The sequence below is a fragment of the Actinoplanes italicus genome, assembly GCF_003001815.1.
Lineage (GTDB): Bacteria > Actinomycetota > Actinomycetes > Mycobacteriales > Micromonosporaceae > Actinoplanes > Actinoplanes italicus.
The window spans coordinates 48845-67121 of the sequence record NZ_PVMZ01000006.1; the positions used below are offsets into that span (position 1 = coordinate 48845).

General features: G+C 72.1%; 14 protein-coding genes. 3 read left to right on the plus strand and 11 right to left on the minus strand.

Annotated features, from left to right (window positions below):
* Positions 1–2: 2 nt before the first annotated feature.
* The 3 genes from CLV67_RS16440 to CLV67_RS16450 all read left to right on the plus strand — a co-directional run bounded on the left by CLV67_RS16440 (position 3) and on the right by CLV67_RS16450 (position 4023).
* Positions 3–620, plus strand: a complete 618-nt coding sequence (locus tag CLV67_RS16440; RefSeq protein WP_106319215.1) for a precorrin-8X methylmutase — start codon at positions 3–5, stop codon at positions 618–620.
* A 15-nt stretch (positions 621–635) separates the two neighbouring features.
* Positions 636–2303 (plus strand): precorrin-2 C(20)-methyltransferase, encoded by a 1668-nt coding sequence (locus CLV67_RS16445; protein ID WP_106319217.1) that lies wholly within the window; start codon positions 636–638, stop codon positions 2301–2303.
* 193 nt (positions 2304–2496) lie between these two features.
* Positions 2497–4023, plus strand: a complete 1527-nt coding sequence (locus CLV67_RS16450) for a carbohydrate binding domain-containing protein (protein WP_106319219.1) — start codon at positions 2497–2499, stop codon at positions 4021–4023.
* Here CLV67_RS16450 and CLV67_RS16455 read toward each other — a convergent pair.
* The 11 genes from CLV67_RS16455 to CLV67_RS16505 form a co-directional block, all read right to left on the minus strand.
* Positions 3948–5216: a glycosyltransferase family 4 protein gene (locus tag CLV67_RS16455; protein ID WP_239166928.1), complete on the minus strand. Its 1269-nt coding sequence runs from the start codon at positions 5214–5216 to the stop codon at positions 3948–3950. The two genes, CLV67_RS16450 and CLV67_RS16455, sit on opposite strands and share 76 nt — an antisense overlap.
* Positions 5188–6435 carry a glycosyltransferase family 4 protein gene (locus CLV67_RS16460; RefSeq protein WP_106319221.1) on the minus strand — a complete coding sequence of 416 codons (1248 nt, stop codon included), beginning with the start codon at positions 6433–6435 and terminating at the stop codon, positions 5188–5190. The genes CLV67_RS16455 and CLV67_RS16460 overlap by 29 nt, the downstream gene beginning before the upstream one ends.
* The gene (locus CLV67_RS16465) at positions 6432–7874 is read right to left on the minus strand and encodes a lipopolysaccharide biosynthesis protein (protein WP_249037951.1); all 1443 of its coding nucleotides are present in this window, start codon (positions 7872–7874) and stop codon (positions 6432–6434) included. Before CLV67_RS16465 ends, CLV67_RS16460 begins: the two co-directional genes overlap by 4 nt.
* A complete protein-coding gene (locus tag CLV67_RS16470) occupies positions 7868–8881 on the minus strand; it encodes a hypothetical protein (protein ID WP_106319223.1) in 1014 nt (337 codons plus the stop codon). The genes CLV67_RS16465 and CLV67_RS16470 overlap by 7 nt, the downstream gene beginning before the upstream one ends.
* Positions 8878–10764 carry a hypothetical protein gene (locus CLV67_RS16475; protein ID WP_239166927.1) on the minus strand — a complete coding sequence of 629 codons (1887 nt, stop codon included), beginning with the start codon at positions 10762–10764 and terminating at the stop codon, positions 8878–8880. The genes CLV67_RS16470 and CLV67_RS16475 overlap by 4 nt, the downstream gene beginning before the upstream one ends.
* A gap of 20 nt (positions 10765–10784) precedes the next feature.
* Positions 10785–11879 carry a glycosyltransferase family 4 protein gene (locus tag CLV67_RS16480; protein ID WP_106319225.1) on the minus strand — a complete coding sequence of 365 codons (1095 nt, stop codon included), beginning with the start codon at positions 11877–11879 and terminating at the stop codon, positions 10785–10787.
* The gene (locus CLV67_RS16485; protein ID WP_106319227.1) at positions 11876–12736 is read right to left on the minus strand and encodes a glycosyltransferase family 2 protein; all 861 of its coding nucleotides are present in this window, start codon (positions 12734–12736) and stop codon (positions 11876–11878) included. Before CLV67_RS16485 ends, CLV67_RS16480 begins: the two co-directional genes overlap by 4 nt.
* A 93-nt stretch (positions 12737–12829) precedes the next feature.
* Complete coding sequence (locus CLV67_RS16490) at positions 12830–13516, minus strand: L-type lectin-domain containing protein (RefSeq protein WP_249037952.1); 687 nt, start codon at positions 13514–13516, stop codon at positions 12830–12832.
* 154 nt (positions 13517–13670) lie between these two features.
* Positions 13671–14789 (minus strand): aromatic ring-hydroxylating oxygenase subunit alpha, encoded by a 1119-nt coding sequence (locus CLV67_RS16495; RefSeq protein WP_106319830.1) that lies wholly within the window; start codon positions 14787–14789, stop codon positions 13671–13673.
* A 5-nt stretch (positions 14790–14794) separates the two neighbouring features.
* Complete coding sequence (gene solA / locus CLV67_RS16500; protein ID WP_106319231.1) at positions 14795–15937, minus strand: N-methyl-L-tryptophan oxidase; 1143 nt, start codon at positions 15935–15937, stop codon at positions 14795–14797.
* Positions 15938–15957: 20 nt separating this feature from the next.
* Entirely contained in the window at positions 15958–18276 is a 2319-nt protein-coding gene (locus CLV67_RS16505; RefSeq protein WP_106319832.1) for a GcvT family protein, read from the minus strand.
* Position 18277 lies beyond the last annotated feature (1 nt).

Sequence of the window (18277 nt, forward strand, 5' to 3'; positions counted from 1 at the left end):
ACATGGAGTACGTGCGCGACGGCGCGGAGATCTACCGGCGGTCGTTCGCGACGATCCGGGCCGAGGCGGACCTGTCGGGGCTGCCGGAGGACGTGTCGCGGGTGGTGGTCCGGATGATCCATGCCTGCGGGATGGTCGATCTGGTGGAGGACGTCCGGTTCAGTCCGGGCGTCGTGACGGCGGCGCGCAAGGCCCTGCTCGGCGGTGCCCCGATCCTGTGCGATGCCGAGATGGTGGCGTCGGGGGTGACGCGGGCCCGGCTGCCGGCCGCCAACGAGGTGATCTGCACGCTGCGAGACGCGGCCGTCCCGGCGCTGGCCGCGGAGATCGGCAACACCCGCAGCGCGGCCGCGCTGGACCTGTGGGGCGACCGGCTCGGCGGTTCCGTGGTGGCGATCGGCAACGCCCCGACCGCCCTGTTCCGGCTGCTGGAGATGGTCGCGGCGGGTGCGCCACGGCCGGCCGCGGTGATCGGTGTCCCGGTCGGGTTCATCGGTGCGGCCGAGTCCAAGGAGGCCTTGGCGGAGTCCGGCCTGGAGTACCTGATCGTCCGCGGACGCCGGGGTGGCAGCGCCATCACCGCGGCCGCGGTGAACGCGCTCGCCTCGGAAGCCGAATAGGCCGGAACGGAAGACATGACGAACGACGTAGCCCGCGGCGACGCCGCGGCGGCTGACAACGTCCCGGCCCGGACCGGGCGCCTCTTCGGGGTGGGACTGGGCCCCGGCGACCCGGAACTGGTCACGGTCAAGGCGGCGAGACTGATCGGCGCGGCCGACGTGGTGGCCTACCACGCTGCCCGGCACGGGCGCAGCAACGCCCGCGCGATCGCCGAGGGCTACCTGCGGGCCGGTCAGATCGAGGAGGCCCTGATCTATCCGGTCACGACCGGGACGACCGACCATCCGGGCGGCTACCAGGGCGCGATCGACGAGTTCTACGCCGAGTCGGCGGCCCGGCTGGCGGCCCATCTGGACGCCGGGCGCGACGTGGTGGTGCTCGCCGAGGGCGACCCGTTCTTCTACGGCTCCTACATGCACATGCACAAGCGGCTGGCCGGCCGCTACGACGCGACGGTCGTCCCCGGTGTGACGTCGGTGAGCGCCGCGTCGGCGGTGCTGGGCCGTCCGCTGATGGAGCGCGATGAGGTGCTGACCGTCCTGCCCGGCACGCTCGAGCCGAAGGATCTGGCCGCTCGTCTGGCGGCCACCGACTCGGCCGCCGTGATGAAGTTGGGCCGCACCTTCGAGGGGGTCCGGGAGGCGCTGGAGCAGGCCGGCAGGCTCGACGACGCGTGGTATGTGGAGCGTGCCACCACCACGCGGGAGCGGTCCGCCCCGCTGCGCGAGGTCGATCCGGCGACCGTTCCGTACTTCTCCCTGGCCCTGCTGCCGAGCCCGGCCGCCACCGCCTTCTCCGAGGAGCGGGCGAGCACCGGCCTGGACGTGCTGCTCAGCAGCCCGGTCCACACCCCGGCGGAGCCCGCGACCGATCTGGTGAGCCTCGAGGCCGCCAACGCCGCGGCGGCCGGGACCGCGGCGATGAGCGGGGCCGGGACCGGTGGGGTGACGGTCGTCGGGCTCGGCCCGGGCGCCCGGCACTGGCTGACCCCGGAGGCCCAGGAGGCGCTGGCCGCCGCGGACGATCTGGTCGGCTACGGCCCCTATGTGGACCGGGTTCCGCCGAACCCGCGTCAGCGACGGCACTCCTCGGACAACCGGGTCGAGGCGGAGCGGGCCGCGTTCGCCCTGGACCTGGCGAAACGGGGCCGCCGGGTGGCGGTCGTGTCGTCCGGTGACCCGGGTGTCTTCGCGATGGCCGCCGCCGTGCTGGAGGTCGCCGAGGATCCGCAGTGGCGTGACGTGCCGATCAAGGTTCTTCCGGGCCTGACCGCGGCACAGGCGGTGGCGAGCCGGGCCGGGGCCCCGCTCGGCCACGACTTCTGCATCCTGTCGCTGTCGGACCGGCTCAAGCCGTGGTCGGTGATCGAGTCCCGGCTGCGGGCCGCGGCCGCCGCCGACCTGGTCGTCGCCGTCTACAACCCGGCCTCGAAGACCCGCCGGGAGCAGTTGGTCCGCGCCCTGGAACTGCTGCGCGGCCACCGCGGCCCGGCCACGCCGGTGGTCGTGGGCCGGGACGTCGGCGGCCCGGAGGAGTCGGTGCGGATCACCACGTTGTCCGCGCTCGATCCGACCAGTGTCGACATGCGCTGCCTGCTGATCATCGGCTCGTCACAGACCCGCGCGGTCACCCGCGGCGACGGCACCACGGCGGTCTTCACCCCGAGGCACTACCCAGGCTGAACGCCCGCGCGAATCACCGGCCGCCGGTGGCCCGAGGGGGAAACCATCGGGCCACCGGGCGCCGGAATGAAGGCGTGTACCCGGCACGCCCCTGGACCGCAACCGCACTGCATCGACACAGCCCTGATCAACACGGGTCCGGCAACCGATCTGAGAGGCCGACACCGACCCCTGAAAGGGCTGACGAACCTCCATGCGAACTGCCCGCGCCACGGCGATCCTCGCCTCATCGCTTCTGCTCGCGGTCGCGGCTCCGACCTCCGGATCGGAAGCCGCGGCCAGGATCCACCCCGCCTCCGACACGACGTCGCAGCCGGTGACCGCGTCGGACGAGACGACGGTGACGCTCAAGTCCCGCCTCGCCGCGGTGACGTCCGCCCGCACCGTCAACTACTACCCGTCGAACGCCGGCTGGTCGGCGATGTGGACCTCTTTCGACCCGGTCCGCCTCGAGGAGGACATGGCCAAGGCGGCCGCGCTGGGCGCGGACAACGTACGGATCATCGTGTTCCCGCAGTCCTTCGGTTTCCCGCGTCCCCGGGCCGACTACGCCGATCGCCTGCGCAAGTTCATCAGCATCGCCGACTCGCAGGGCCTGACGGTCAAGCTGACCCTGTTCGACTGGTGGTCCGCCTACTCGGACGCGGCCGGTAGCGCCGCCTGGGCGAAGGCCGTGCTCGCGCCGTACGCCGACGACCGCCGGGTGCTGTCGGTGGAGTTGAAGAACGAGTTCGTCTCGACCGACCCGGCGGCCGTGTCCTGGGTGCGCCGGCTGATCCCGGCCGTGCGCGAGGCCGTACCGCAGATGCCGTTGACCCTGTCGGTGGACGGTCAGAGCGGCGCGGCCGGGCTGGCCCGGATCAAGGCGTCACTCGTCGACACCCCGCTGGACTATTACGACTACCACTTCTACGGCAACTCGGAGCGGGCGCTGGCCGAGATCCGGCGCGCCCAGGAGGCGGTCGCCCCGGACCCGATCGTCATCGGCGAGACCGGGCTGAGCACCGCTGTGACCAGTGAGGGCGAGCAGGGCGCCTACCTGGCCCGGGTGTTCGCGGCGGCGCGGCGGGCCGGGGTGGGGTCGGTGGCGCCGTGGACGCTGTACGACTTCGCGGACGGCGCGATCCCGTCGAACTCACAGGTGTCGAAGGTTCCGGCACAGTACAAGTTCGGTCTGTACCGGGCCGACGGGACGGCCAAGTTCGCCGCGTCGGTGGTGCGGACCGCGTGGACCGGCGGTGCTCTGACGAACGGTCTGCTCGACCTCGGTTTCGAGGCGGGACCGAACAGTTCGCCGTGGCGGCCGTACCTGTCCGACACCGGGGTCGCGGCCCGGGACCGGAGCGTCGCCCACACCGGCGGAGCTTCGGCGCGGATGTCGGGAACCGTGCGCAACGGCTCCAGCCTGCCGTCGATCCGCACCTCGCCGGTCGACCCGGTGCGGGCCGGGCAGACCTGGCACGCCGAGGCGTGGGCCCGCGGTGTGCGGGTGACCGGCTCCAACGAGATGGCGCTGAGCTGGTTCGACATCAATGACCGGTGGCTCGGCCAGACCTCGTCCAAACAGGTCGCAAAGGGCGACAGCGACTGGACGAGGCTGACCGTGGACTCGGTCGCCCCGGCCGGGGCGACCAGCGTGCAGCTTCACCTCAAGTCGGGTGACAACAGCGGCAGCGTCTGGTTCGACGACGTCGAACTGTCGGCCGGTGAGGGATCCTGAGCGATCCCGATCCGGGACAACAGGCGGCTGTACGCATCGACCGTACGCCCCCATGAGGAGGGATCCGCGTGCCGCCGTCCGGTCAGGCCGGCGGCGAGCGTGATCGCCTCACGCAGTTCGGCCGGCTCCTCGGCCGGGACGAAGACCGTGCCGCTGTAGTGTTCGGCGGCCTCGACGAGGCCACCGACCGCGGTGACCACCACCGGCAGGCCGTGGCTCATCGCGATGTGCAGCGGGCCGCTGGCCGAGCTGCGCCGGTACGGCAGCACCACCACGTCGGCGCCGGCGAAGAACTCGTTCACCTCGCCGTCGGTGACGTACCGGTTGACGAACGTGATCCGGTCCCGGACCGGCGACTCCTCGATCATCCGGCCGGGCAGGTTCCAGCCCTCCCAGGTCTCCCCCACCACCGTGAGGTGGTATTGCGGGCCCAGGTCGGCGAACGCCTCGATCAGATCCTCGAGACCTTTGTACGGCCGGATCGTGCCGAAGAACAGCAGCCGGCACACGTCGTCCCCGGGTTCGCGGACAGGACGGTCCGGCAGGTGGTGGTCGAACGGCCCGTGCAGCGCCACCTCGGCCGGAACCGCCGCCAGGTCGTACGCCTCGGCCAGAGCCGCCTCGTCGTACCGGGAGTGCACGACCACCCCGTCGGTGCGGCGCAGCAGCGGGCGGATGCACCGTTGCACGTAACGTGCCGCCCACCGGCGCTGCGCCTCGCCGGTGTCCTGCACCTCGTGGAACTCGACGACCACCCGGATCCCGAGCCGCCGGGCCGCGACCGCGAGCACCAGGTAGGAGTGCAGCACCGCCCCGGTCCACCACTGCAGCACCAGCACGTCCGGCCGGAACCGGCGCAGGAACTTCACCGCCCGGAGCAGGCTCGGCAGCGCCCACCAGTCGACGCCGTCGAAGACCCGTACGTCCTCGGCGTAGCGGAGTTCCGCGAGGGAGTGCCCGACCCGCGCCCGGCCGGGGTAGAGCCGGGCCGGCAACAGGCGGCGCATCAGCACGGCGCCGACCTCGTACCGCTCGGCGAGCGCGTTGCTGAGCCGGCAGGTGTAGTAGCTGATGCCGGACAGGAAGTGCCAGCCGGAGCCGACCACCAGGATCCGTGGACCGGCGGCGAGCAGCTCGGCGTAGGCCCTGGCCTCGGCGTGGCCCTCAGCGGGCGGCGGTGGCGATGCAGGCACGGTAGACCTCCTCGATCACAGGGACGACGCGGGCCGCGGTGAAGTCGAGGCCGCGCTGGTGACCGCCGACGCGCAGCCGCGCCGCCAGGTCACCGTCGGTGAGTACGCGCCGGAGCGCGGCGTGCAGGGCCTCCGCGTCGCCGGGCGGCACGAGCAGACCGTTGACGCCGTCATCGCGGACCACGTCGAGCAGGCCGCCGGAGGCGGAGGCGATCAGCGGGGCGCCGGCCAGCATCGCCTCGACGGCCACCTGGCCCATGCCCTCCAGCAGGGACGGGACAACACCGGCGGCGGCGTGCCGCCAGGCCGACATCACCTGCGGGTGGGGCACGTCGGTACGTACCCGCACGCCCTCCGGAATCGGCGGGGTGTCCTCCCGGCGGGTGCCGAGGCAGAGCAGCTCGGGCGGCGCGTCCGGGCCGGGCCAGTCGGCGCACAGCTTCTGGTAGGCGTCGAAGAGCACGTCGATGCCCTTGTGCGGGCCGAGCTGACCGACGAACAGCAGGTAGGGCCGCTCCGGCAGCCAGTCCGGGCGGGGCGTGGTGCGGGCCAGCTCGTCGAGCCCGTCCGGGACCAGGCTGGAGATCACCTTGACCGGCAGCTCGCCGGGGATCCGGGCCAGGTTGAGCGCCGACGCCACCGAGTTCGAGATCGCCGTGAGGCAGTCGATCCCGCGGTGCCGGTGGGCCCGCAGCCCCGCGGTGAGCAGGGCGGCCTTCGCTGTCCCGTACTGTCCGGCCGCGCACGGGACGCAGCGTCCCAGGCTCGGCCCGTCGCAGCGGCGGCCCTCCCGGGCGAACGTCTTGCGCACACACGTCAGCCCGAAGTCGTGGGCGGTGTGCACGTGCGGGCGGCCCAGCGGGGTCGGATGCAGCGGCAGGTAGCTGTACATCAGCCAGTCGTGGCTGTGCACGAGGTCGTAGTCACCGGACCGGAGCACCCGGGCGATCTCGGCGGTGGTCAGCGGGTCGGCCGTGGTCGGGTGGAACGGCTTGCGCGGGTCCCGGTTCAGCCCGGGCGCGAGGGTGTTCGCCACGCTGCGGACGCGGATCACCCGTACCCCGTTGATGATCTCGTCGTCCGGCGCCGCCGGCGTCGCGAGGGTGAGGACGGTGATCTCGTGCCCGCGCCGGACCATCTCCTCGCCGCTGGTCGCGATGCTGCGCTCCAGCCCGCCGATCACCGGCGCGTAGAGATTCGACAGATGGAGGATCTTCATCGTTTTCTCCCGGTGGGTGCCTCGCCGCCGGCTTGCCGCCGCTTCCCGACCCCGTGGGGTACGCCCACCGTGCGCCCGCCACTGGCTGGCCGGCTGTGCCGGACCGCTGTCTCAGGCTCGGTGAGACCGCGGTCCGGCACAGCCGGGGTCTTGCGGCGGGTCAGGGCCACAGCCGCGACCAGGAGGGCGGCCGCGGTCTGACCGGCCAGCCAGCCGGCGCCCGCCCCGGTGACCCCGGCGGTGGGCAGCAGCAGCCAGGCAAGGGACAGGCAGGTGACCGCGCGGACCAGGTTGAGCCGCCGGCAGAGCCGGAACTCGCCACGCGAACGCCAGTGCGCGACCGCCAGGTTCGCGACGGCGTCGGGCAGCGCGGCCAGCACCAGGATCCGCAGCAGCGGCGCGCCCTCGATCGCGTACCCGGCGCTGAACAGGCCGAGGATCTCGTTCCCGGCCAGCAACAGGACCGTGGCCGGGGCGCCGACCACGGCCAGCACCACGAGCGCGGCCCGGGACACGCTGACCGTGGCCGCGTTGGTGCGTTCGGCGTACAGGGCCGAGGCGACCGCCGGGGACACCATGAACAGCATCGACGCGGTCATCCAGGCGAGATAGAAGTGGGCGTTCGCGTCCGGGCCCAGACGGGCGGTGACCAGTACCGGCAGCAGCGCGGCCGGGCCTGCCTGGGTCAGGTTGATCAGGTGATGGCCGGTGATCGCGGCCCGGACGTGCGGCAGTTCGTCCCGCAGCCCGGTCGCCGCCGCCCGCCACCGCCCGGCGAGCGGACCGGCCTCGCCGGGTCGCTCCGGGGCCGGGCGCAGCCGACGGGGGCCGATCGCCATGGTGGCCAGGCTGATCAACAGGGTGGGCAGGACGAACGAGACGAGGACCGCCCCGGCGCCGTGCATGCCGGCGGCCAGGACCGCGATCAGTGTGACGATCTTGCCGGCGGCCACCGCCAGGTTGCGGATCAGCATGCCGTGTCCGGCCCGGTGTGCGACGTAGAGGTTGTCCAGCAGCGTGGTCAGGGTGACCGCGATCGCGGCGGTGACCAGGGCGGTCGTGCCACCGGGGCCGGTGAGGAACCCGAAGTTGCCGGAGAGCGACGGTACGGCCAGGGCCGCGACGGTGGCGGCGCCCGCGGTGGCGGCCGAGCCGAGGAACAGGCCGCAGCCGACGATCCGGGACCAGGTGGCGGTGTCGCTGCCGGGCAGGCGCTGGATGAACATGTGCCCGGCGCCCAGGTTCGCGATCATGCTGACCGCGGTGGCGGCCGAGATGACCGCGGTCGCGGTACCGATCCGGTCCGGCGGAACCGACCGTGCCGCCAGCATCCAGTAGACGTAGCCGAGGCCGCCGTTGCTCACCGTGGTCGCCATGATGAGCAGGCTGTTGCGGGCCAGGGAGTCCCTGGACAGCCGCCGGACCGCGCTGATCAGCACGCGGCCCGCTCCGCTGCCGCCGCAACGCGCCGCTTCGCCGGCGCACGGCCAACGCCGGGGTCCCGTCCCTCGGGCGCACGCGCGGCGCGAGGGCGGACTCCGGGGCCGGTCAGGGCGGCGCCGGCGGTGGTCCGCCCGACCGGGTCCGAGCCGGCGTGGCCGCGGGCGTAGAAGCCGGTGCTGGTGTCGCCGACGCTGATGTCGACCGGGTGGAGGCAGCCGTCCGCCGGAAGCGCCGGAACGTAGACGGTCAGCGACCGCACCGAGTCGGCGTTCACGGTCATCGGGCGGCTCGCGACGACCCGGCCGCCGACCCGCAACCGCAGCGGGAGGGTGGTGGTGCCCAGGCCGGCGCTGCTGACCCGGACCGGGACGACGAGGCCGCGGGCCGGGACGGTGACCGGGGTGTCGATGGCGGCGGCCCAGCCGTTGAGGGCGATGCTCAGGTATCCGGGCTCGGCGGGGCGGGACGCGTTCAGGTAGCCACGGACCGTCACCCCGCCGACGCTCACCGCCAGGACCACCGGAATCGTCACCGCCGCGGTCGTCCGGACGTACCGCCGAGGGGGTGGGAAATCGATGTCGTGGTCCGGAGAGCTCTCGGCGGGGAGGGGACCCGGATCATGCCTGCGCTGGGTGGGCAGGCCGGCCTTTGCGGCGGCCCGGCGCGCGGAACGCCGGCGGTCCCGGAGGATCGCGGCCGCGCCGAGCAGCGTGACCAGGACCGCGCACCCGATGACCAGCGGGATCGGCCGCACCGGCTGCCCGGCGGCGTGCAGGATCAGCGCGATCAGCGGCCAGGTGATGAGTCCGGCGACGGCGGCGAGGCCACCGCGTACCGCCGGTATCGGAGCCTCGGCGGCGATCCCGGACAGCGCGCGGGTCCACAACGCACCGGTGGCGAGGGTGGCGGCGAGGCAGAGGGGTACGGCGAGCCAGGGACGGCCGCCGGCGGGGAGGACGCCGGCCAGTCCGACGTAGGCGACCAGCAACAGCCGGTAGGTCATCGGGCTCCCATGCGGATGCGCTGCCCGAGGCTGTCGAAGTCGAAGCGGTAGATCGCGATGTGCGGTCCGTCGTAGACCTTGATCAGCCAGGGCAGGGTGTCGAACTTGGTCAGCTGGGCCCGGGTGAAACCGGGCCGGCCGTCGTGCGGGATCGGCTCGTTCGTCTCGAAATAGATCTTGATCTCGGGGACCTGTTCGGCCATCCGGCGGTCCACCACCAGGTATTCGAAGCGCCAGTCGCGCAGCTGTGCGAGCAGCGCCGGTGGCATCGGCCGTCCAGGTTTCGCCAGATAGAGGTCGTACGTGGGGAAGCTCTCCGAGCCGGTGGTCGGCTCCTGCTCCCCGTAGGACCCGAAGATCAGTCCTGAGTAGCGGTCAGCGACCAGGCGGGCCCCGCGACCGTGGGTCTCGCGCAGCCAGTCGGAGGCGGCGAGCAGCTCCGGTGTGGCGGCCCGGGTGTCGGCGCCGAAGACCGGCGGGCCGGGAAAACGGTACGACGGGTTCATCCCGGCCGCCGTGTTCCCGACCATGACCAGCGCACACGCGGCGAGAAGAAGTGCACCTGATCCGCTGATCCGCCGACGCGAACGCTCCAGCAATGCGATGATCAACGGGGCGGTCGCCACGGCGATGCCGAGGTAGCTGAACGCCCAGGACCGGCGTGCGCCCTCGGCTCCGCTCGGCGTGAGGATGAGCAGCGTCGCCGGGAAGTAGAGGGCGCCGAGCAGCAGCATCGCGCCCGAACACGCCCGGGTGACAGGATCGGTGACGCTCCGTCGGCGCCACCACAGCACGGCCGCGCCGGCGGTGGCGATCAGAGCCGCCCCGGGAGCGGCGAAGGCGGCGTACTGCTCCCACCACGGAGCGACTGACTGGCTGAACAGGGTGCGGCTTCCGGAACTGCCGCCGGCCAGGCCGCTGAACTGGCCCAGCGCCCGGCCCAGGTAGGGCTCGAGGTAACTGCCGGTACGCGGTGAGACGGCGGCCATCCAGGTCGCGACCGAGACACCGGCCAGCGCGGTCAGCACCCACGCGGTCCGGGCGGGCGCCTTCAGGACCGTGCAGGCGATCGCGACGAGCCCGAGCATCCCGGTCAGCCAGAGCGCGGTCAGGTGGTGCGTCGCGGTGATCGCCACAGTGAGCAGCAGCATCACGGCCGACCACCCGGCCCGGGCGCGGGTGCCCGTGGACCGGACGGCACCTAGTGCGGCGGCCAGCGCCCAGACCATCACGCCGATGGCCAGCGACTCGTAGCCGAACTGGGTGTCGAAGTAGAGGAACGAGCTGTTCAGGCTGTAGACGATCGCGGCAGCGGCGGCGATCCGCGGGTCCGGCCACAACTGCCCGGCCAGGACGGCGACACCGAGGGTGAGCAGCACGTGCGCCAGGATCAGCACGAACAGTGCGGCGTGCCAGACGGTGACGCCGGTCAGCGTGGCCAGCGAGGCGACGGTCGCGTGCAGACCGGGGTAGTCGCCGATCACCCGGATGATCGGGTTCTGCTGGAAGAGCACCCCGTCGAGGACGATGTCCTGACTCTGTCCCCAGTGGGCGTACTCGTCGTGGTACAGCGGGCCGGCCGGGTTGCGCAACAGCTTCGGCAGGTACGTGAAACACGCATAGCCGATCAGGACGGCGAGGCGCAGCCGGGCGCTGGAGTCGCGCCGGACCGCCCAGTAGGCGGCCGGCAGGCTGAAGACCAGCATCCCGGCCCAGAACCAGGTGAAGGCGCCGTCCTGCCCCCATTCGGCCTGCCGGTAGGCGACCGCCAGGGCGGTGGCCCCGGCGGCACCGGTGATCGTGAGAGCGATCCCGGCGGCGACCGGCCCGGTCCAGGCACGTGGCGCCGGTCCGGGATCCCGGCCGTCCTGCTGCTCGATCATGGGACTGGTCGTGGCAGCGCTCATCGGGCGCCGGCGCTCGCGCCGACGGTGCGGCGGGCCACCGCGGCGTAGACGTTGCGCGTCGCACCGACCACGTCCGGCCAGGTCGGCAGCATGGCCGGGCGGGTCCGCCCGAGCGCGGCAGCGTCCTTGAGCGCGGCGGCCAGGGCGCTCTCGTCGTCCGGGTCGGCGAACCGGAGCCATGCGCTGTCCCCGGCCAGCCCGGCGACCTCGCGGTGTGCCGGGATCGGCGTGGCCACGGTGGGCAGCCCGGCGGCGAGCGCGTCGGCGACGGCCATGCCGAAGGCCTCGTGCTCGGAGGCGGAGACGGCCGCCGAGGCCTGCGCGAGGCAGGAGTCGAAGGCGGCGTCGTCGAGGCGGCCGTGGAAGACGACCTTGCCGGCCAGCCCCAGGTTGGCGGCGAGCTGGCGCAGGCGGTCACCGGCCGGGCCGGTGCCGACCACATCGAGACGGTGCTCGGGGCCGAGCCGGGTCATCGCCCGGATCACCCGGTCGACGCGTTTGTACTGCTCCAGGCGTCCGACGCAGAGGATGCGGCGGGTACGCGGAGACGAGCCGCCGCGGGCCGGGCGCGGGTCGGTGCCGTTCGGGATGACCACGGCCCGGGTGCCGACCCCGGGGAAGTCGCGCAGCACGAGCTCGCGTTCGGCCGAGGTGACGCAGACGACGGCGGAGGCCCGGTTCATGATGGTCCGGCCGAGCGGCCGGTAGAGCGGGTGCAACGCGGCCCGGAACCGGGTGTGCCCGGTGCCGTGGTAGTGCGGCGTGAACACCAGCGGGGCACGGTTGCCCAGGGCGGCGCAGAGCGCGGCGAGGGCGTGGTAACTGTGCGCGTGCAGGACGTCGTATTCGCCGGCGTGGGCGCGCAGCCAGCGCCACAGCGGCACGGACAGCCGGTAGTTGCCGGCCGGGACGGTGAGGGGGAAACGGCGGACGAGCACGCCGTCGACGGCCTCCACGGACCGGACGGCGTGCTGGGTGATCACCTCGACCTCGTCGCCGGCCGCGATGAGGCCGGCGCAGAGCCGCTTGACGTGGGTCTCCACCCCGCCGATGTCGGGGTGGTAGGCGTTCGAGACGATGCCGATCCTCATCGGGCCTGCCGTTCCGCGACCCGCCGGCTGCCGGCCTTGCGGGGCCGCCATTCGCGGGCGATGGTACGCAGCACGCGGACCCCGTCGGTGAGGGCGTTGAGGTTGCTGACGCCGTGGATCCGGTTGTGCTCGAAGCTGGCGACCTCGGTGATCTTCAGGTCGGCGCGGGCCGCGCGCAGGTTGAGCAGGGTCTCGATCTCGAACCCGTCACCCCAGAGCCGCCCGTCCGCGTTGTCCGGGGCCGGTGACGTGCTGTCCAGGTCGAAGACGTCCAGGCAGTGTGCCCAGAAGGCGTTGTAGCCGTAGCAGAGGTCGCTGTAGCGGGTCCGGAACAGGACGTTGACCAGCATGCTCAGGCACTTGTTGCCGGCCCGCCGCAGACGGGTGATGTCGGCACTGCCGCCGGTCGGCTGGAACCGGGATCCCTTGGCGAAGTCCGCGCCCTCGCGCAGCGCTTCGATGAAGCGCGGGATCTCCAGCGGATCGGTCGAACCGTCGGCGTCGATCATGACGATGATGTCCCCGGTCGCCTCGGCGAACCCGCAGGCCAGGGCATTGCCCTTGCCCTTGCGGTTCTGCACGACCACGCGGATGTCGGGGCGCAGCCGCCGGGCCACCGCCACGGTGTCGTCGGTGGAGCCGCCGTCGACCAGGACGATCTCGTCGACCTGCGGCAGCCGGGCGAAGACGTGCGGCAGGTTCTGCGCCTCGTTGAGCGCCGGGACGATGACGCTGATCCTCGGTTCCGGTTCGGCGCCGTCCTCAGGGTCGTCCGGGAGGTCGGGGATAGCCGGGATGACCGAGATGTCGATGACGGCGTCGGTCTCGTCGGGAAGCACACGGTCGACCGTGGGCATGTCGTTCTCCGATCGGGCATGGTGGCCCGGTCCGGGCCGGGCCGGAGCGTGGGAAGGTGCCGGGGCGCTGGCCCCCCGGCGGATGGCGGGTACTCACGCCTGGGGCGTGGTGACCGTCCACTCGTAGACGTCCTGGCGCGCGGTGAGATGTCCGGTGGAACCGGTGAAGCCGATCCAGCCGCTGCTCGCGCCGGTCCGGTTGGCGAGGGCGACCTTCTGGTCGAGCATCAGTTCCTCGGGAGCGCCGGGGGTGAGGGCACGCACGAAGACCTGCAGCCGCCAGTTGTCGGCGTCGTAACGGACCCGGACCTGGAACGGCTTGCCGTACAGCGGGATCGAGGACTCGGCGGCCGAGTCGTACCGGTCGGGGTTTCCGCCGAGCGAGACCGCGAGATGGTTGCTGCTGGGGTCGGGCTGGTTCTGGTAGATGTCGAACTCGACGGCCACGCTGTCACGGATCCCGCGGTAGCCGAGACCGCCACCCCAGCCGCCGAGAGCGCGGGGACTCTGGCTCTGCGCCACGAACGCGATGCCGTCGGCGCCACCGTGGCCGCCGCGCAGGTGGGCGGTGAACCGGGTCTCGAACGACTCGGTCAGGTCGATCTGCTGCATGCTCCACGCCGAGCCGGTCTGGCGGTAGCCACCGTCGGTCAGACGGATGACCCGCTCGTCGTCGCCGGCTCGCCACATCAGCGAAGCGGTGCCGTTGAGAGCCAGCGGCGGCGTGTACGGAGGCTCACTGTCGGCCGCGAACGCTCCCGGCGAGTTGACCGCGGCCACGATGGAGAGCATGGCGGAGGCCCAGAGACCGCCCCTCGCGACTCTGGACGAGCGGAAACAGCGCACGACTCACTCCACTTCATACGGGTTTGCCCGACTTAGACCTGGCCTAAGCTAGGGCAGTCCGCGCAGCCGTGTGAGCGAGTCCCGTTATTTACCCCCGAGGGTTTTCGTTTCCGAGGCGATCCCGGACCCACCCGTGGAAGGCGGAGATGTGGTGCTCGCTCGGCACCAGCACCCCGCCCGCGGCGTACGCCCGCGACGCCATCCCGGGCTGGCACGCCTCACACGCCTCGAAGTCCTGCCGGTTCACCCGGTCGAAGAGTTCCACCGACGGATCGAGATCCACTCCCGAGTCGATCACATCCGGGCGGAACAGCCAGTCGCACTCCACGATCGTGTGATCAGCCGCGAGCGGGAACATCCGGTGCAGGATGACGTGATCCGGCACCAGGTTGATGAAGACCTGGGGTTTCACGGTGATCGCGTAGTAGCGCCGATCCTGCTCGGTGCTGATCGTCTCGATGGTAGTCACACCGGGGCCACCGTCGACGGTGAATCCCGAGATGTCCGGTCCGAATTCGGCACCGTGACCCACGTAGTACTGCGCCGCGTACCCGCCGGCGAACTCCGGCAGCACGCGGACCAGCTCGGGATGGATCGTCGCGCAGTGATAGCACTCCATGAAGTTCTCGATGATCAGCTTCCAGTTGGCCCGGACGTCGTAGCGGATCCGCCGGCCGACGTGCAGTTCGGACAGCCGGTACCGGTCGATCGCGTCGAGGTCGCCCAGCCGTTCGACGCAGGCGCCCATCACGTCCTCCTCGAAGGAGGGCGGATCGTCGGCCAGGCATACCCACACGTAACCGAGCCACTCCCGGACCTGCAGCGGGCGCAGGCCGAACTCCACCCGGTCGACGTCCGGCATCTTCACCAGGTTCGGCGCCGCGACGAGACGACCATCGAGGTCGTACGCCCACGCGTGGTACATGCAGCGGAAGGTCCGCTTCACCGAACCCGCCTCGTCGCCGCACAACCGGGCCCCGCGGTGGCGGCACACGTTGAGGAACGCCCGGGCGGCGCCGTCACGGGACCGCGTGACCAGCACGCTCTCCCTCCCCACAGTCACCGTGCGGTACTGGCCGGGGTTCGCCACGTCCGAGCCGCGGACGACGCAGAACCACATCCGTTCGAAGATCAGTTCCTGCTCGGCGCTGAAGATCGCGGGGTCGGTGTAGTAGTGGCCGGGGAGGGTGGGCAGCAGCGACGACATCGGCATCACTCCGTCAGGCGCGAGGGGTGGAACAGGTCGATCGGGTGGCGGGTGGAACCGGTGGTCGCCAGATCCGCGACGATCTCGCCGACCACCGGCACGAACTTGAAGCCGTGCCCGGAGAAGCCGCAGGCCACGGTGACCGCCTCGTGGGCCGGGTGCCGGCTGATCACGAAGTGCTCGTCCGGGGTGGTGCTGTACAGGCAGGGCTCGCCGCGCAGCCACTGTCCCGGCAGGTCGGGCAGGATCCGGGCGGCGCCCGCGGCCATCTCGGCGATCTCGTCCGGATGCACGGCGGTGTCCAGACCCTCGGGAGTCGTCTCGGTGCCGCGCCGGAAGAACGCGATCTTGGCGCCGCCGCCGGGGCCGTCGATCGCCGGGAAGCCGTACATCTGATGCCCCTCAGCCGGCTCCCAGATGTAGATCGGGTGACGGTCGGCGAGGAACGGCTCGACCCCGCCGCGCGGCGTGAACCAGTGCTGCACCTGCCGCTCGATCCGGACCGGCACACCCAGGTCGGCCAGCAGCCGCGGCGCCCACGGTCCGGGAGTGATCACCAGCTGGCCGGCCGTGTACTCGCCGGCCGCGGTCCGCACCCGGACACCGCCGCCGGTGTCCGGCGACCATGACTCCATCGGCTCGTCGAAGTGCAGCTCGGCGCCGTGCCGGGCGGCCAGGTCGAGTTGCGCCACCACGGTGCGCTCAGGGCGTACGAAACCCGCCTTGGCCTCGTAGAGAGCGACCTCGTCGTCGTGCGGCGCCATGGTCGGGAACCGTCGGCGCAGCTCGGCCGCGTCGAGCAACTCGTGCTCCAGGCCGTGTGCCCGGGCGCTCTCCAGAGCGCCGGCGACGGTACGGCAGCCGGGCCGCCCCACCATCACACCACCGGTAAGCGTGATCACGTCCTGCCCGGAGTCGGCCGCCAGCCGGTCGAACAGCTCGTACGCCCGGAGCAGCAGCGGAACGTACTCCGACCCCTCGAAGTAGGACTGCCGGGTGATCCGCGACCCGCCGTGACTGGCCCCGCGATCGTGCCCGGGCCCGAACCGCTCCAGCCCGAGAACCCGGTGCCCGCGGGCGGCCAGCTGGTGAACGGTGGCGCTGCCCATGCCACCGAGTCCGACGACGATCACATCGAATGCGGCCATACCGGCTCCCTCGGGTCTGCTCAGCGCCGGAGGCGCTCGTGTTTCGGATCGAACAGCGGCTCGGCCGCCACGGTGGCGAGGAGCAGCCGGTCGAAGTATCCGATCTCCACCTGCGTTCCGGGCTCGGACAGCGCGGACGGCAGCCAGGCGTAGGCGATCGGGGCGCCCACCGACCAGCCGTACGCCGCGCTGGTCACGTGTCCGACCGGGAACCCACCGGCGTAGACCGGTTCGCGCCCGAGCGGCACGTCCCCGGTGTCGGCGAGGATCAGGCAGGTGAGCCGGCGATCCGGCTCACGATCGCCGGGCGGCAGCAGCCCTGCCTGGTACGGGTCGTCCTCGGCCGTCATGTCCCGGCCCCAGGAGCGGTAGCCCTTCTCCAGGCGCAGGCTGTCGAACGCGACCCGCCCGGCCGCGATCAGCTGGTGCTCCCGGCCGGCCTCCCAGAGTGTGTCCCACAGCCGCAGCCCGTACTGGGCCTCGGTGTAGATCTCCCAGCCCAGCTCACCCACATAGGAGAGCCGCAACATGGTGACCGGGACCGTGCCGATGTGCCCGAGCCGGCACTGGAAGTACTTGAACGCCTCGGCCGACACGTCGACGTCGGTGAGCGGGGCGACCAGTTCCCGGGCCGCCGGACCCCACAGGCCGACCCCGCAGGTACCGCCGGTGACGTCGCGCACCGAGACCCCGGGGGTGGCGTGCCTCCGCAGCCAGTCGACGTCGAGCGGACCGTTGCCGCCGACCTGCCAGCGGTTCTCGGCGAGACGGGCCACGGTGATGTCGCTGCGCACGCCGCCCGCCGCGTCGAGCAGGAAGGTGTAGACCACGCTGCCGACCTTGCGGTCGATGTTGCCGGCGACCAGCCCGGCCAGGAACGAGACCGGGCCGGTCACCTCGATCCGGGTCAGCGGGGTCATGTCGTACAGGGCGACCCGCCGGCGGGTGAGCCGGGCCTCGGTCTCGGCGATCGGGGAGAAGTGCCGTGACGACCATTCGTCGCGGGGGCGCGGCGCGTCCGGGGCCGGGTTGGAGGCGTACCAGAGGGGTCGCTCCCACCCGGCAGCCTCACCGAAGACCGCGCCGAGCTCGACCTGCCGGGGGTGGAACGGGCTGACCCGTACGTTGCGCACCGACGGCGGGTCGGCCGGGTGGATGATGTCGTAGACCTCGATGAAGCTGCGGATCGAGCGTTTCCGCACGTAGTCGGGGGCGAGCTGGGCCGCGTCGAAACGATTGAGGTCGCACTCGTGCAGGTCGATGGCGGGCCGCCCGTCGACCATCCACTCGGCGACGGCCTTCGCGGCGCCGGCCGAGTGGGTGACCCAGACGGCCTCGGCGGTCCAGAAGCCGCGCAGCGCGGCCGACTCGCCGAGCAGCGGGAAGCCGTCGGCGGTGAACGAGAAGACGCCGTTGAACGCGTCCTCCAGGGTGGCGCCGCGCAGCGCCGGGATCAGCTCGCCGGCCGCCGACCAGGACGTCTTGAAGGCGTCCGGGGTGAACGGCAGTTTCGACGGGTGGGCGTCGCCGGGCAGGTCGGCCAGGTCGACCGGCATCGGGTCGTGCAGGTAGGAACCGACGCCCAGCCGGTCACCGTGGGCCCGGAAGTAGAGGTCACGGTCCTGGTGGCGCAGGATCGGCAGCGTGTCGGCCGCGCCCGCCGGGGTGCTCCGGACGTACTGATGGGCCATCGGCAGCAGCGGGATCGGGACGCCGGCCATGGCGCCGATCGCGGGGCCCCAGAAGCCGGCGCAGCTGACCACCATGTCCGCTTTGTAACGGTCATCCGCGGTCACGACTCCGGTGACTCGACCGCCCTGCGATGTGATCGCGACGACCTCACTGTTACCGACGAATCTGGCGCCACGTGAGGTCGCCCGCTCCGCCTGGGACGAGGCAGCGCGCACCGCCGAGGCAAGCCCGTCGGACGGCACATAAAGCCCGCCGGTAATTAACGATTTGTCCAATAATGGGAATAGGGAGAAGCAGGCGTCCGGATCCAGGACGGAGGACGGGACTCCCCAGGACTGCCCGTAGCCGAAACGGCGATGCAGTTCGGCGAGGCGAGCCGGAGTCGTCGCGACTTCCAGACTGCCCACCGCCGAGAAGCACCCCAGCTCGGAGAACTTCTCGACGGTGTAGCGGGCGAGCCTGGCCATGGTCCGCGACGGATTGGTCTGGAAGACCAGTCCGGGCGCGTGCGAGCTGGACCCGCCGGTCTCGAACAGAGGCCCCTGTTCCAGGACGGTGACGTCGGTCCAGCCACGCCCGGTGAGCTCGTCGGCGAGCGCACAGCCGACGATCCCGGCGCCGATGATCACGACCGCGGGTCCGGGCATC

What these genes read in the sequence shown, in the direction of transcription:
- CLV67_RS16440 (WP_106319215.1), top strand. Translation starts at nt 3, where the DNA reads ATGGAGTACGTGCGCGACGGCGCGGAGATCTACCGGCGGTCGTTCGCG.
- CLV67_RS16445 (WP_106319217.1), top strand. Translation starts at nt 636, where the DNA reads ATGACGAACGACGTAGCCCGCGGCGACGCCGCGGCGGCTGACAACGTC.
- CLV67_RS16450 (WP_106319219.1), top strand. Translation starts at nt 2,497, where the DNA reads ATGCGAACTGCCCGCGCCACGGCGATCCTCGCCTCATCGCTTCTGCTC.
- CLV67_RS16460 (WP_106319221.1), bottom strand. Translation starts at nt 6,435, where the DNA reads ATGAAGATCCTCCATCTGTCGAATCTCTACGCGCCGGTGATCGGCGGG.
- CLV67_RS16470 (WP_106319223.1), bottom strand. Translation starts at nt 8,881, where the DNA reads ATGACCTACCGGCTGTTGCTGGTCGCCTACGTCGGACTGGCCGGCGTC.
- CLV67_RS16475 (WP_239166927.1), bottom strand. Translation starts at nt 10,764, where the DNA reads ATGATCGAGCAGCAGGACGGCCGGGATCCCGGACCGGCGCCACGTGCC.
- CLV67_RS16480 (WP_106319225.1), bottom strand. Translation starts at nt 11,879, where the DNA reads ATGAGGATCGGCATCGTCTCGAACGCCTACCACCCCGACATCGGCGGG.
- CLV67_RS16485 (WP_106319227.1), bottom strand. Translation starts at nt 12,736, where the DNA reads ATGCCCACGGTCGACCGTGTGCTTCCCGACGAGACCGACGCCGTCATC.
- CLV67_RS16495 (WP_106319830.1), bottom strand. Translation starts at nt 14,789, where the DNA reads ATGTCGTCGCTGCTGCCCACCCTCCCCGGCCACTACTACACCGACCCC.
- solA (WP_106319231.1), bottom strand. Translation starts at nt 15,937, where the DNA reads ATGGCCGCATTCGATGTGATCGTCGTCGGACTCGGTGGCATGGGCAGC.
- CLV67_RS16505 (WP_106319832.1), bottom strand. Translation starts at nt 18,276, where the DNA reads ATGCCCGGACCCGCGGTCGTGATCATCGGCGCCGGGATCGTCGGCTGT.